We start from the raw sequence: 14,059 nt of genomic DNA on the forward strand, positions 1-14,059 counted from the left end.
TTTTCGCATTGGTAGAACAAAAATGATACCGACTTCATACGTTATTTTTTATACTGTATACAAAATGCTTGCATACAGGAAAATTTGTTTGTAGTCCTTTAAGCCTCATCGGAGAGGAGGAGTTTTTTATGGCGAATGCCAAACCAGCAGCCACCGCGGAAGTGGTGCGGCCCGTTCTGGCGCTTGCCATGGGCGATCCGGCCGGAATTAGTCCGGAACTCACCGCACGAATGCTTGCCCTGCCTGAACTCCAAAATGCTGCTCATTTCATCGTCATCGGCGATCGCCGCATCCTGGAGGAGGGTGCAGGAACCGCAAACATCGAACTCGATCTCGACTATCGGTCTGCGAGCGACTTCTCGACGGAACTTTCGGAGCGGCCAGTCTTTGTGGATCTTTGCAACCTCGATTCCAAGGATGTGGTGCGAGGCGAGGCAACGCTTGCAGGTGGTACGTTTGCGACCGAAAATTTTCGCTTCGCTCTCCATCTGGCCGACAAGGGGAGCGTTGATGGAATCTGCTTCACACCTTTCAACAAGAAAGCGATGCGTTACGCCTATCCCGGCTACGATGACGAGATTCGATTTGTTTCCGATGTTCTGTCCTTCAACGGCAAGATGCGCGAGTTCAACGTTCTCGAACGCGTCTGGAATGCGCGTGTAACCTCGCATATCCCGCTTTCTGCCGTTTCCGCCCACATCAGCATCGACGCCATCCTGGCGGAGGTCGAGCTGACCGCTGCCTGTCTGCGCCTCGCTGGCATCGACAATCCCAAAATCGCAGTCGCAGGGCTCAATCCGCATGCTGGCGATGGCGGCAGTTTCGGGATGGAGGAAATCGAAGTCATCGAGCCTGCCGTCGCCCGTGCGAAGGCTGCGGGCTATGCCGTGGATGGGCCATTTCCCGCAGACACGGTGTTCCTGCGGGCATTGAAGGAAGGCTTCCACGCAGTTTTAACCATGTACCACGACCAGGGCCAGATCGCGATGAAGATGATGGGCTTTGACAAGGGAGTCACGATGATGGGTGGGTTGCCATTCCCGCTCTGTACGCCGGCACACGGCACAGCCTACGACATTGCCGGGCGCGGCATCGCGGACGTCGGCGCGTCGCGCGAGGCTGGGCTGTTGGCGGCGAAAATGGCCAGGCAGCAAATCGTCTCGAGAGAAGCGGCGCGCAACAGGAGTTAACGAGGACAGGACCGTGCCGTCGGGGTTGGAGCATGCGGCGGGCGGTATAGCAACAGGGAGGATTCAATATGCTGAAACAAATCGCAGGGATGCTGCTCGCAATGACGGCCATCACCCCGGCAGTGGCCTTCGAACCGACAAAACCAGTCGAGTTCGTTGTCACCTCTGGTCCAGGTGGCGGCACGGATAACTTCGCGCGAACGGTACAATCTATCATCGCCAAGCATAAGTTGATGGATGCGCCAATCGTTGTGACCAACAAGGGCGGCGGTAGTGGCGCCGAGGGTTTCGTCTACGCCGCCGGTTACAAGGGCGATCCTTACAAACTGACATTCGGTACGAACAACGAATATCTGCTGCCAAGTGTTGCGGCTGTTCCCTACAAGCCTGAAGACCTGACGCCGGTCGCTGCACTCGCGCTCGATGAATTCCTGGTCTGGGTGAATGGCAAATCCGAAGTCAATGACATCAAGACCTTTGTAACCGCAGCAAAGGCCGAGCCGAAAGCGATCCAGTTCGGCGGTAGCCAGTCCAAGGACACGGACCAGATTCTCGTCTCGACAATAGCCGAGACGACAGGGGCCGAGTTCCGGTACATTCCGTTCAAGAGCGGCGGCGAGGCCGCGGTGCAGCTGGCTGGCGGCCACATCGATGCAAATGTAAACAATCCCAATGAGAACCGCGGCCAATGGCAGGCGGGAATGGTGAAGCCACTATGTGTCTTCCGGCCCGACCGTTTTCCCAAAAGCGAGCCTGTGCATGACGGCAAGGGCTGGAGCGACATACCGACATGCGCCGAGGCCGGTTTGGCGATTGACAGCTATCGCATGCCACGCACGGTCTGGTTGCCCGCCGGGGTCGATGAGGATGCCGTGAAATTCTATCGCGACGTTTTGAAGAAGGTCTCCGAGACATCGGAATGGGCCGACTATGTGGCCAAGACTTCGCAAACGTCGCAGTTCCTCGCTGGTGGCGACTTTACCACCTATCAAACCAGTGATCGCGAAAATGTGGTCAAGGTTCTCAAGCGCGAAGGCTGGCTGGTCGAGTGATCTGATCGCGAGGCGCTCGCGGTGGGCGCCTCGCGTTTGACTGCGGATGGAGGAGAGCATGGCCGAGTTGCAAAAAGGATATGTATCCCGCAAGACGATGGAAATCGTAACAACGCTCCTGACCGGAGGGGTCGGCATCGCCATCTGCATTGAGTCGTGGCGAAGTGGAGTCGGTTGGAATGAGACCGGGCCCGAGCCGGGTTATTTCCCCTTCATTGTCGGTAGCCTGGTAATCCTGGGAAGTGCCGTTACGCTCTTGCGCACCCTCTTCTTCTACAACCACGAAGGCGAGATTTTCCTTGATATCGAACGGGCCAAACCCGTCCTTGGTTTTTTTCTGCCCATCGTTGCCTTCATCGTCATATCGCTTCTCCTTGGTCTCTATGTAGGCACGGCGCTCTATATCCTCGGCTCCATGAAATGGCAGGGAGGTTACCGGTGGTGGGTGTCAGCCTGCGCCGCGCTCGCCGTCTCCGCACTTTTCTATCTCGTTTTTGAGGTCGGCTTTCAGGTGCCGCTGCTCAAGGGGCCAATCGAAGGTTGGCTCGGAATTTACTGATCCTGCGATTGCCGGGACACTTGGGAGATGCCGATGGGAAATTTCAGCTATCTGATGGATGGGTTTTCGACCATCATCACGGGTCACCACATTCTTATCATGATAATCGGCGTCATGCTCGGGATCCTCGTCGGTGTGCTGCCAGGTCTCGGTGCGCCGAACGGCGTCTCGCTGCTCCTGCCGCTGACGTTCACGATGGATCCGATCTCGGCCATAATCCTCCTTTCCTGCATGTATTGGGGCGCCCTGTTTGGTGGCTCGACGACCTCGATCCTCTTCAATATCCCTGGTGAACCTTCATCTGTGGCGACGACCTTTGACGGCTATCCTATGGCGAAGAACGGCCAGGCAACACGCGCGCTTACGCTTGCGTTCATGTCAGCCGGTATCGGGGCATTGGCCGGTGTGATCATGATCACCCTGCTTTCCACCTGGGTTGCCGGTTTTGCGTTGCAGTTCTCCTCGCCCGAATTTTTCGCCGTTTATTTTCTGGCATTCGCCAGCTTTATAGGAATGAGCGGAAATGCACCGGCCAAGACCCTTGTCACGATGATGCTGGGCTTCGCCTTTGCCACCGTCGGCATGGATACGATTTCGGGCGGATTGCGACTGACATTCGGTATTCCGGATCTGATCAAGGGGGTCTCGTTCCTCGTGGCAGTCATGGGACTTTTCGGTATTGGCGAGTTGCTGCTCACCACAGAAGAGGGCTTGCGGTTCGACGGCATCAAGGCGCGGGTCAGGATCGTCGATGTCCTGAATGCGCTAAAGGAGATGCCCCGTTACAGCTGGTCGATCCTGCGCTCAACGGTAATCGGCATCTGGATGGGGATCACGCCGGCCGGCCCGACGGCGGCCTCGTTCATGAGTTATGGCCTGGCAAGACGGTTTGCCAAGGACAAGTCCGGATTCGGCAAGGGCGACCCTCGCGGCATCGTCTCTCCGGAGACCGCAGACCACTCGGCAGGTACAGCGGCGCTGCTGCCCATGCTTGCGCTTGGGGTGCCTGGCTCGGCAACGGCAGCGGTGATGATGGGTGGGCTGATGATATGGGGGCTGACACCCGGCCCTATGCTCTTTATCGACCGACCGGATTTCGTGTGGGGGCTCATCGCTTCAATGTATCTTGGCAACGTCGTCGCCGTTGTGCTGGTACTTGCCACGGTTCCTATCTATGCGTCCATTCTGCGGGTCCCCTTCTCGATCGTCGGACCGGTGATCGTGGCCATTATCTTTTCAGGTGCTTATCAGATAGCTAATTCGACTTTCGATATGTGGCTGGTCCTCGGCTTCGGCATACTCGGCTATCTGTTCAAGAAACTGGACTACCCGATCGCTCCACTCGTTCTCGCCATGGTCCTTGGCGACAAGGCTGAAGATGCTTTCCGTCAATCCATGCTGATGTCCAATGGCTCGCTGTCGATCTTCTGGTCGAACCCGCTGGTCACTGGAATCATGGTGCTGGGACTACTGATGCTTCTCTGGCCGGTATTTGCAAACGCAGTTGGCGTCCACAATCTCCGGCGCCGTGCCGCAAGACATTCGGCGAAGGTTTAAGCCCCGTACCGAAAGGATCAACAACGTGAATTATCATGATTATTTCGGCCATGCGCCGCGGCCAATCGGCATGTGCATTGTGGGCACCGGCGGGTTTGGCCGGAGCTTCATGGCCCAATCCAGACACATTGCTCTCCTCGATTTGCGCATCGCCGTCGATGTCGATAGCGCTACGGCCGCCGCGGCCATGAAGTCCGCCGGCTTCGAGGCGGTCGCTGAGTGCCGCAGCAAGGAGGAGGCCCAGCTGGCATGGGAGAATGGCCAGTACATTGCTGCCGGGGACGTCGCACATGTCGTCGATTTGCCATTTGATGTGTTGGTAGAAGCGACTGGGCACGCGGAGGCCGGTGCACGTCACGCCGAGCTTGCGATCAGTGCAGGCAAACATGTCGCGCTTGTATCCAAAGAGGTTGACAGCGTCATCGGGCCCGTCCTGGCTAAAATGGCATCGCAAAGGGGGACAGTGGTCACTCCGGTCGATGGCGATCAGCCCAGCCTCTTGATCGGCCTTGTCACATGGGCAGAGGTTCTTGGTTTCGAAATCGTCTGTGCCGGAAAGTCCAGCGAGTATGATTTCGTCTTCGACCCCCTGACGGGAACGCTCACGAGCAATGGCGTTGTTGTCGATGCTCCCGGCTTTGCCGACCACCTTGAACTTGGCCAACGTGACGTCAACGAAATTGTCGCCGCACGGTCACGATCGGCTGCTGCATTGCCCCAACGCGCGGTTCCAGATCTGTGCGAACTCGCCGTTGTCTCCCATTCGATCGATCTTGCCCCTGACTGTCCAGGCCTTCACTGTCCTATAGCCCGGATTTCGGAGGTGCCAACGTTCTTCTCCACACGGACAGATGGCGGGCTCTTGGAGGGCGAACGCCGAATGGATGTCTTCCATTGCCTGCGCCTTCCTGGCGAAGTCAGCTTTGCCGGCGGCGTCTTCGTCGTGGTTCGGTGCCGAGATGCAGCGAGTTGGAGCCTTCTTGCGGAAAAAGGCCATGTTCTAAGCCGCAGCGGAGCGACAGCGATGGTCTATCTCCCGCGCCACCTTCTCGGGCTTGAGGCGGCCACCAGCGTCCTCGACGCAGGACTGCGGCTTCGTTCCAGCGGATCACGGCATCCGCAACCGCGTTTCGATATTGCCGCGATCGCGGAAGTCGACCTTGGCACCGGCAAGATTTTGGCTGCGACGGGCCACCACCACGCTATCGAACAGGTTTCGGCGGTCCTCCTTCCTGCAGGACCGCTCGCGGCGGAACAACCAGCTCCTTTCTACCTGGTGGCGAACCGAAGATTGATCCGCCCGGTGAAGGCGGGCGACCCGATCCGGCTCGCAGATGTGGAACTAGACGCCTCACTCCTTCTTAGTTTGCGTCAGCAACAGGATGCGCGCTTCTTCGGGCACATACACGATAAAAAATAAAGTCTGAAAGAGACGAGGGTACCCAAGTTTGGCGGGGTCTGTCACAAAAATTTTCTAAGGGCACGGCTATCCGACCCATTCGCAACCACGCGTCGAACTCCGGACAGATGGATCTGACAAGCCACGTTATCTGGTGCAAATCGCGCTTCATCCTCGCACCCACTCCAGCTACACCTATAAATCGCACGATATCTTGCGCGAAACGCAGATGAATCGCGCATTGCTGCCGCGCAGCGAAGAATTGCGGTTGGATCCCGCGGAGTTCGAGCTTTATAGGCACCATTGTAAGTGGTCGTGTCGGGAAAGGTCCCCATTGTTCGTCCTTGCAGCGAGCCAACTACTTTCGGCTAGTTAGATCAGGTGACAGGGATGGACGTTATGGCGATGGTGAAAACATCAAACAAGGCGGGATGGACAACGGCGGCGGTTCTGACAGCGCGACTAATTTTCGCGCTCGTTTTCATAATGGCTGCAAGTTTCAAGTTCATAGATATTGCGGCAACGGGCGATTATATCGCTGCCGCGGGTTTCCCTTTGCCCAAGCTTCTGGCATGGCTTGCCGCATTGCTTGAGCTAGGGCTTGTTGCATGTTTTTTGACCGGCGCCTACTTTTCTGAAGCTGCCCTCGTGGCTGCTGCTTATGTCGTGTTCCTTGCATTTGCGTTCCACGGTCCTTCGCATTGGGAAGGGAACCAGTCTGAATTCGGTTTCTTCGTCAACCATTTTACGTTCACCGCTGGCCTTCTCTTTGCAGCAGTACATGGACCCGGTCGGGTGCTGGCGATCAATAGCAAAAGGTTTCTTCCGAGATAGTGCCGAATCGCCGGCATCGGCGCGCATGGCCGCTGTCACCTCGCCGCTGACGGGTTCTCATGACCGAGTACGAGGTTTGTCCTGGTCCAACGGCGGCGCAACGGAACCCCGCTCGATGATCGAAGTGGGAACGATGATACGCTCAGGCGGTCTGGCTTCACCCTTGAGCCTCCGTATGAGGAGCTCGGCCACTGTCTGGCCAAGAATATAGGCCGGCTGGTCGACGACAGTAATGGGGGGGCTGGTAACGGTTGTCCAGTCGGCATCATGAAATGTTATGAGCGACAGGTCTTCAGGAATGCGCACGCCTCGCTGCCGCACGACCTTGAAAATCTCAAGAGCGATCACGCTGTCCGACGCGATGATCGCCGTCGGCGGGTTTGAGCGCGACAACAGCTTGTCGGTGATGTCGGCCGTCGCCTGCGGAGTGGTCGCCCCCAGCATAATCAGCCGGTCCGATGGCAGCAGGCCGGCGATGTCGCATGCCGTCATGAAGCCCTCGATGCGTTCGCGCACGGAAGAGGTATAGATCTGCCCCAAATCCTTATATTCATGCCCTGCGAAATCGACAGCGGTGATATAGGCGATCCTTCGATGGCCGCAGGCAGTCAAGATTTCGGTCGCACGTTGAGCTGCCTTGCTATCGTCCACGGTTACAGTATCGACGTCGAAATCAGGAAGCGCCCGGTCAAGGAGCACCAGGGGTCGGCCGGAACGATGTATTTCGCGCAGGTGTGAAATGTCGCGCGATTCCGACGGGGTAACGATCAGGCCGTCGACACGCTTGCCGATCAACACCCGGACCGCCGCCTTCTCCATCTCGATCTGCTCGCTGGAATTTGCCAGGATTACATTGAAGCCGGCAGAACGGGCCGTGTCGCTGATCCCACGCACAGCATAGCCGAAGAAGGAATTCTCGATGTCACCGACCACGACGCCAATGATACCGGATCTTCCTGTCGTCATGCTCCGGGCGAGTTCATTGGGGCGATAATCGAGCTGTTTGGCAGCCGCCAATACATCGCCTCTTATCTTCGCGCTGACGACCCCATAATTTCCCAATACGCGCGCCGCCGTAGCCTTCGAGACACCTGCCTCTCGCGCGACATCGGCGACTGTGACCGAGTGGATCCTGGGGTTCGAACTATTCATGTGCTGAACGACTACTAGAGTTGTTGACGGGAGGTCAATGTGAATATATCAATTATCATTGAGACCGGTCTCAAGCAATAAGAGACCGGTCTCTACGAAGAAAAACCTGTTTGATGATGTCGAAATTCCGAGTTTCCTGACCTTTACAGCTGCGGATCTCGGCAGGCTCAGACAAGAAATACAACGTCAGAGGAGAACAACAGATGATACGCATTCACGGAACCAAAATGTTCGCACCTGCGGCCAGACGGGCCGCAGTTGCATTGAGTTTGATACTGGCCGGCTTTTTCTCCGTCGCGCAGACCCAGGCCGCCGGTGACAATCCCTATGGTCTCATCGATCCGAAGGTGATCAGCGTCGGCACAATGGGCGATGCCAAACCTTATACATTCACCACCGCGGAGGGCGAGTTTACCGGTTTCGATATCGAGCTCTTTCTTAACGTCGCGAGCCGTCTTGGTTTTCAGAAGGGCCAGGTCATCTTCACCGGCCAGGAATTTTCAGCCCTGATGCCATCGGTCGCCAACCAGCGATTTGACGTCGCTGTGGCGGCAATTGGAACCACGGAAGCACGTAAGAAGACAGTAGATTTTTCCGACGGCTATCTTGCCGGCTACCTTTCTGTCCTGACCTCGGATAAGGCGATCACGTCCGCCGAAGGCTTGAAAGGCAAGCGCCTTGGCGTCGTGCAGGGGACACTCCAGGAAATCTATGCCGGAAAAAACTTCGCGGGCACCGATCTGGTCAAATTCCCGGATAATAATTCTGCCATCTCAGCCCTGAACAACGGAACGGTTGATGCCCACTTCCTCGATTACGAGGCCGCCAAGCAATACAGTGAACGTTATCCCGAGCTGAAGATCGCCGCGAATATTCCCTCATTTGATGCACCGGCAGGATTCGTCGTGCGCAAAGGCAATGATGGCTTACGCGAGGCGCTCAACACGGCACTGCATGCTGCCATGGAGGACGGCACCTGGAAGACGCTCTATGAGAAATGGTTTCCGGGTTCGCCCATGCCGGATCAGTACCTTCCCAAAAAGCAATAATACCTGACGCCGGCTGCAGCCCCGCTTACGGGCTGACCTAACGATAAGGGGAACAGTATGGACTGGATGGAAAACCTGCGTCGCAGTTTCCTCGATTGGGAGGCTATGGCAGCGGTCCTGCCGACAATGATTACCGTCGGGTTAAAGAACACGTTGATCCTCGCCGCAGCATCGACGGTACTCGGCGTAATCATCGGGATGGTTCTTGCGGTCATGGGTATCTCGCAATCGCTCTGGCTGAGAATGCCGGCCCGTATCTACACGGATATCTTCCGCGGCCTGCCGGCCATTGTAACAATCCTGCTCATTGGCCAAGGTTTTGCTCGCATTGGAAGAGAGTTCTTCGGCCCATCTCCCTATCCGCTCGGCATTCTGGCGCTGAGCCTGATCGCCGGTGCCTATATCGGCGAGATATTCCGCGCGGGAATTCAAAGCGTCGAGCGCGGCCAGATGGAAGCATGCCGCGCCTTGAGCATGAGCTATGGGCAAGGCATGCGCCTCATCGTCGTCCCGCAAGGGATCCGGCGCGTATTGCCGGCACTTGTCAATCAGTTCATCGGTAATGTGAAAGACTCCAGCCTAGTCTACTTCCTTGGACTGCTGGCGGCGGAGCGTGAGATTTTCCGCGTCGGCCAGGATCAAGCGGTTGTCACGGGCAATTTGTCGCCGCTGTTGCTTGCCGGGGTATTCTATCTGATCATCACTGTTCCGCTCACCCACCTCGTCAACTTTATCGACAACAGTCTAAGGACAGGGAAACACACGTCCGGTGCGCTCACCAGCGGACTTGTCGAAGTCGATGAACTGGACGACCCCGTCAACCACCAGGCACCCGTCGGCGCCGAGCCTGACAGGGCAAGGATCGACCCGGCAAAACCGCGGTTCACAGGCGGCAGCCTCGCTGTCAGCGAACTCGACATGGCATATGGCGACCTTAACGTTCTCAACCAGGTGAGCCTTGCGGTGAAAGCCGGTTCGGTAACCTGCGTTATCGGTCCCTCGGGCTCTGGCAAGTCGACGCTGCTGCGCTGCCTGAACCGGCTCGTCGAACCGAAGGCCGGAAATATTCTCCTCGACGGAACGACAATCCTGACGATGAAACCTGAAACGCTCCGCCGGCGGGTTGGCATGGTATTCCAGCATTTCAACCTTTTTCCGGACCATACGGCGTTGGAAAACGTCATGCTCGCACTCGTCAAGATCAAGCGCCTGCCCAAGCGTCAGGCAAAACGGATCGCTGAAGCCAGCCTCTCAGATGTCGGTCTGGCCTCACGCAAGGATCACCGGCCAGGACGGCTCTCCGGTGGCCAGCAACAACGCGTGGCTATTGCGCGTGCCCTGGCCATGGAGCCGGAGATCATCCTGTTTGATGAGGTGACGAGCGCGCTCGATCCGGAATTGGTGAAAGGCGTGCTCGACCTTATGGCAGATCTTGGTCGGCGTGGCATGACGATGGTCGTCGTCACCCACGAGATGGGTTTTGCCCGGAAGGTCGCCGACCAGGTCATCTTCATGGATGAAGGCCGCGTGATCGAAACAGGCCCACCATCTGAAATCTTCGACAATCCAAAAAGTCCCCGCCTGAAGCGGTTCCTGGCTGAAGTGCTGTAACAACCAGCAACCGGCTCATCAATATGAAAGTAACGTCATGAATTTATCCGCTCCCGTAGTCTCGAAAGTCGTCGTGGTCGGCGGCGGTATCTTCGGTGCATCTGCTGCTTTGCATCTGGCACGGCATGGTGTTCGGACCATTCTCGTCAATGATGGGCCGCTTGCGCGGGGCGCATCGGGACGCTCGCTCGCCTGGCTCAACTCCGCGCGTCAGCGTTCTGCCGCTTACCACTACCTGCGCCTCGCCGGGATCGATCGCTATCGCACCCTGGCAGCGACGCATCCGGGCGCCGGCTGGCTGCGTTTCGATGGTGGATTGACGTGGGATGCCGATGACGCCAAGAACGAAATTGCCGACGTTTTAGTCTATGAGCGATCGATAGGCTACGACGCCCGCTTGCTGTCTGCCGATGAGATAGCGTCGGTAACGCCCGGCGTAGATGCGCGGTCTGTCCCTGCCCAAGGGGCTATCTTCAATCCCGGTGAAGGATGGGTAGATCTTCCCTCGCTGATTGCCTTTCTGATGAGCGAATTTCAGACACTTGGCGGCGAGGTGATAACAGATGGAGGCCGCGCCAAGCTGCTGACCCTCGGCGGGCGGGCCGGCGTGGTTATGCTGGAAGATGGCAGAGAGATTGGCGCGGACGCAATGTTGCTTGCAACCGGGCCGGCAGTTCCTTCCATGGCCATGGAGATCGGCAGGACAATTCCCGATGCGACGCCGATTGCGCTTCTCGTGCGTACAGAGCCGATTGTTCATCCTCTACGCGCAGTTTTGAACACGCCGCGCGTCGCCATCCGGCCGATGCCGTCGGGCGGCTTCGCCCTTGATTCCGCCTGGTCCGAGGAAGAGGTCGTGACGCGCCCGGATGGCACCTATCACGTGGACCAATCAACGATGCTGGGACTTCTCGATGAGGCTTCGAACGTTCTGGCGGGCAATCCAAAACTTGCTGTTGCGAGCTACGGTATTGGCCCCAAGCCTATTCCAGGAGACGGCGAGCCCGTATTCGGTCCTGTGAGGGATGTGGAGGGCTGTTACCTCGCCTTCAGCCATAGTGGTGCAACCCTCGGGCTAATTGCCGGAGAACTTATGGCGGGTGAAATTGCGACGGGGCAAGCCAACCCCCTTCTGGAGCCTTTCAGACCAACGCGGTTCTGAACGTACGTCCAGCCGCAACGCAGAGTAATGCAAAGAAGCGATGGCGTTATACGCCATTGCGGGTAAGGAGACATTTCAAAAAGTGAGATTTCCGACGTTCTTGTAAGCGGGAACATCGTTTCACCTTCGAAGCCGAATTCCCATGGCGCCCGGCCTATGCTAACCGGCAAGCCAGGGATACAAGGAGCGAGAGTGGTGGAATGTACTTGCTTTCGAGAAGGGTGAAATGGCTCAGAAACCGGCGACATTGAAGGATGTGGCGGCTTACGCAAACGTCTCGCGTGCAACGGCTGCTCGCGCTCTCAACAGCTATGGTTACGTTGGCGATGAAACAGCTCGAAAAGTTCATGAAGCTGCGGAAAAGCTCGGCTACAGGGGCAACCGCCTGGCACAAGCCCTGCGCAATGGTCAGTTGCCGATTATTGGCTGCATTCTCGGTGACATACAGAATCCGTTCTTCGCCCGGATCGCGCATGATATCGAGGTGCTGGCGCGGAAGTACCGGTACAATCTCATCATCGGCAGCAGTGAAGAAGAACTGGAACAAGAGGTCTCGTTGCTGGCAAGCCTCCAATCTCTCAGTATTCGAGGGTTCATCGTGGCGCCGACGTCTGACGAGAATAACTTCCATCTAGAGCGCCTGATAGAGGAAAACGTGCCGTTGGTCCTGATCGACCGTGTCGTGAAGGGTATCGAATGCGACAGTGTTGTGGTCGACAACGAGGGCGGTGCACGCAAGGCCATAGAATATCTGATCGCAATGGGCCATCGCCGCATCGGCCTTTTGCAGGATGACACGCGCATCTTCACGTCACGCGAGCGCTTGAGCGGTTATCAAAGTGCGCTCACGGCTGGTGGCATTACTCCCGATGACCGGATGATTTCCGTGGCTCAATCAACCGTGGAACACGCGATCGATGCAACAATTCGTTTGTTCAGTCAGAAAACTCCACCCACGGCTCTGTTCACCGTCGACAGCCTGATGACGCAAGGAGCTCTGTTGGCATTTCGCGCGATGGGCATTTCAATCCCGCACGACGTATCGCTCGTCGGCTTCGATGACTTCAATCTAGCGACGTTCACCGATCCTCAAATTACAGTTGTAGCGCAGCCTGTATCGGAAATCGGGCTTGCGGCAGCCCGGCTCCTGTTCGAAAAACTTACGGGACAAAGCAGCCCACCTCAACAAATTCGCTTTGAAACCAAGCTCTTGATCCGAGGCTCAGTGAGCCGCAGACCCGAAGGTTAAGTCGGACCGACCCCACACGAAATCAAAAAACCTACTTGTCAGCAGCGAAATCTTATGCGTTTAATGTATGTGAGATCGATCTCACATTGTCTTAACGAACATTCGCACAAGACAGGATCGCGCGCTGTAGGGCCGATCTTGAAATGCGCAAACGGGAAGGTTTTAATGCTCAACTTCGATAAAGATCGCTTTGTGAACATACAACGTGGCGCGGTTGCCATTGCGGAAGACGTGCGCGTTTTGATGCGCAAGTTGCTTGATGATGGCCTGGAACGCGTTTTCTTCATGGGCACGGGCGGTGTACAATTTCTGACCCAGCCTGCTATTGCGCTTGCACGCGCTTCGACGGTTTTCCCGGTATCTGCAGCGTTTCCTGCGCAGGTTATTCTGGAAGCCCCGGCCGGTCTGGACGAACGGGCGCTGGTCATTCTCCCGTCTTTATCCGGAACCACCAAGGAAAGTGTGCAGCTCTTGTCCTTCTTGAAGGAAAGAGGCGTCAAGACACTATCGCTTACCGGGCACAAGAACACCCCGTTGGGTAGCGACGCTGATTATAACTTCACCAACTTTGCGGAAGACGACACCTCATCGGAGTCATTTTACCTGCAAACGCTGCTAATCGTTCTTTCGCTGCTGGCGGAACGCGGCGAGTACACCGACTTTGACAAGACCATAGCGGAACTGAAGCAGCTTCCGGAATTGCTGGTCTCCGTCAAAGAGAATTACGAGGCGCGCGCTGCAACGCTGGCCCAGGAAATCAAGGACGAGAATTACCACATCTTCACGGGTGCAGGTTCAGTCTGGCCGCAAGCGCACTATTATGGAATGTGCATCCTTGAGGAGATGCAGTGGATTCGTACGCGTCCCGTACATGCGTCCGATTTCTTCCACGGTACACTCGAACTGGTTGAGCCCGGCGTCAGCCTGTTCATCTTCAAAGGCGAAGACGCCTGCCGTCCGTTGGCCGACCGCGTTGAAAATTTTGCGAAACGCTACACGGACAAGGTACGCGTTCTGGATGCTGCCTCTGCGCAACTTCCAGGCGTTTCCGACAAAACGCGTAAGCTGATATCTCCCCTTATCCTCGCAACCATGCTGGAGCGCCTGAGCGCGCATCTGGAGGTCTTGCGTGACCATCCACTCACTACGCGCCGCTACTACAAGCGCGTCGAATACTGAGCTTGTCCCGATCCGATCATATTGGATCGGGATGAAATTCATTCACAGAAACGAAAGATCAAAAAA

12 protein-coding genes are annotated in these 14,059 nt (G+C 56.7%); 11 read left to right on the forward strand and 1 reads right to left on the reverse strand.

The annotated features are described in order from the left end of the window. Window positions 1–128 precede the first annotated feature (128 nt). The 6 genes from PHA01_RS21540 (at window position 129) to PHA01_RS21565 (ending at window position 6,591) form a co-directional block, all read left to right on the forward strand. The gene (locus tag PHA01_RS21540; protein WP_271898401.1) at window positions 129–1,190 is read left to right on the forward strand and encodes a 4-hydroxythreonine-4-phosphate dehydrogenase PdxA; all 1,062 of its coding nucleotides are present in this window, start codon (window positions 129–131) and stop codon (window positions 1,188–1,190) included. Between the two features lie 68 nt (window positions 1,191–1,258). Further along, entirely contained in the window at window positions 1,259–2,242 is a 984-nt protein-coding gene (locus PHA01_RS21545) for a Bug family tripartite tricarboxylate transporter substrate binding protein (protein WP_271898402.1), read from the forward strand. Window positions 2,243–2,300: 58 nt separating this feature from the next. Further along, complete coding sequence (locus tag PHA01_RS21550) at window positions 2,301–2,801, forward strand: tripartite tricarboxylate transporter TctB family protein (RefSeq protein WP_224515290.1); 501 nt, start codon at window positions 2,301–2,303, stop codon at window positions 2,799–2,801. A gap of 33 nt (window positions 2,802–2,834) precedes the next feature. Then, complete coding sequence (locus PHA01_RS21555; protein ID WP_271898403.1) at window positions 2,835–4,358, forward strand: tripartite tricarboxylate transporter permease; 1,524 nt, start codon at window positions 2,835–2,837, stop codon at window positions 4,356–4,358. A gap of 25 nt (window positions 4,359–4,383) precedes the next feature. Then, window positions 4,384–5,778, forward strand: a complete 1,395-nt coding sequence (locus PHA01_RS21560) for an NAD(P)H-dependent oxidoreductase (RefSeq protein WP_271898404.1) — start codon at window positions 4,384–4,386, stop codon at window positions 5,776–5,778. A 384-nt stretch (window positions 5,779–6,162) separates the two neighbouring features. Further along, window positions 6,163–6,591 carry a DoxX family membrane protein gene (locus PHA01_RS21565; RefSeq protein WP_271898405.1) on the forward strand — a complete coding sequence of 143 codons (429 nt, stop codon included), beginning with the start codon at window positions 6,163–6,165 and terminating at the stop codon, window positions 6,589–6,591. 57 nt (window positions 6,592–6,648) lie between these two features. Here PHA01_RS21565 and PHA01_RS21570 read toward each other — a convergent pair whose 3' ends face one another. Continuing rightward, complete coding sequence (locus tag PHA01_RS21570) at window positions 6,649–7,743, reverse strand: LacI family DNA-binding transcriptional regulator (protein ID WP_271898406.1); 1,095 nt, start codon at window positions 7,741–7,743, stop codon at window positions 6,649–6,651. Window positions 7,744–7,946: 203 nt separating this feature from the next. Here PHA01_RS21570 and PHA01_RS21575 point away from each other — a divergent pair, with 203 nt between their 5' ends. The 5 genes from PHA01_RS21575 (at window position 7,947) to PHA01_RS21595 (ending at window position 13,993) form a co-directional block, all read left to right on the forward strand. Further along, complete coding sequence (locus tag PHA01_RS21575) at window positions 7,947–8,792, forward strand: ABC transporter substrate-binding protein (protein ID WP_417021002.1); 846 nt, start codon at window positions 7,947–7,949, stop codon at window positions 8,790–8,792. A 57-nt stretch (window positions 8,793–8,849) separates the two neighbouring features. Further along, window positions 8,850–10,403, forward strand: coding sequence for an amino acid ABC transporter permease/ATP-binding protein (locus PHA01_RS21580; protein WP_271898407.1), 1,554 nt, complete (start codon window positions 8,850–8,852; stop codon window positions 10,401–10,403). 37 nt (window positions 10,404–10,440) lie between these two features. Next, the gene (locus PHA01_RS21585) at window positions 10,441–11,565 is read left to right on the forward strand and encodes an NAD(P)/FAD-dependent oxidoreductase (protein ID WP_271898408.1); all 1,125 of its coding nucleotides are present in this window, start codon (window positions 10,441–10,443) and stop codon (window positions 11,563–11,565) included. Window positions 11,566–11,791: 226 nt separating this feature from the next. Next, window positions 11,792–12,814 (forward strand): LacI family DNA-binding transcriptional regulator, encoded by a 1,023-nt coding sequence (locus PHA01_RS21590; RefSeq protein ID WP_271898409.1) that lies wholly within the window; start codon window positions 11,792–11,794, stop codon window positions 12,812–12,814. Between the two features lie 165 nt (window positions 12,815–12,979). Further along, a complete protein-coding gene (locus tag PHA01_RS21595) occupies window positions 12,980–13,993 on the forward strand; it encodes an SIS domain-containing protein (RefSeq protein ID WP_271898410.1) in 1,014 nt (337 codons plus the stop codon). Window positions 13,994–14,059 lie beyond the last annotated feature (66 nt).

This window comes from Candidatus Phyllobacterium onerii (assembly GCF_028331445.1).
Lineage (GTDB): Bacteria > Pseudomonadota > Alphaproteobacteria > Rhizobiales > Rhizobiaceae > Phyllobacterium > Phyllobacterium onerii.

Coding starts and splice junctions, on each gene's coding strand:
- PHA01_RS21540 (WP_271898401.1), top strand. CDS start 129: ATGGCGAATGCCAAACCAGCAGCCACCGCGGAAGTGGTGCGGCCCGTT.
- PHA01_RS21545 (WP_271898402.1), top strand. CDS start 1,259: ATGCTGAAACAAATCGCAGGGATGCTGCTCGCAATGACGGCCATCACC.
- PHA01_RS21550 (WP_224515290.1), top strand. CDS start 2,301: ATGGCCGAGTTGCAAAAAGGATATGTATCCCGCAAGACGATGGAAATC.
- PHA01_RS21555 (WP_271898403.1), top strand. CDS start 2,835: ATGGGAAATTTCAGCTATCTGATGGATGGGTTTTCGACCATCATCACG.
- PHA01_RS21565 (WP_271898405.1), top strand. CDS start 6,163: ATGGTGAAAACATCAAACAAGGCGGGATGGACAACGGCGGCGGTTCTG.
- PHA01_RS21570 (WP_271898406.1), bottom strand. CDS start 7,743: ATGAATAGTTCGAACCCCAGGATCCACTCGGTCACAGTCGCCGATGTC.
- PHA01_RS21575 (WP_417021002.1), top strand. CDS start 7,947: ATGATACGCATTCACGGAACCAAAATGTTCGCACCTGCGGCCAGACGG.
- PHA01_RS21580 (WP_271898407.1), top strand. CDS start 8,850: ATGGACTGGATGGAAAACCTGCGTCGCAGTTTCCTCGATTGGGAGGCT.
- PHA01_RS21585 (WP_271898408.1), top strand. CDS start 10,441: ATGAATTTATCCGCTCCCGTAGTCTCGAAAGTCGTCGTGGTCGGCGGC.
- PHA01_RS21590 (WP_271898409.1), top strand. CDS start 11,792: ATGGCTCAGAAACCGGCGACATTGAAGGATGTGGCGGCTTACGCAAAC.
- PHA01_RS21595 (WP_271898410.1), top strand. CDS start 12,980: ATGCTCAACTTCGATAAAGATCGCTTTGTGAACATACAACGTGGCGCG.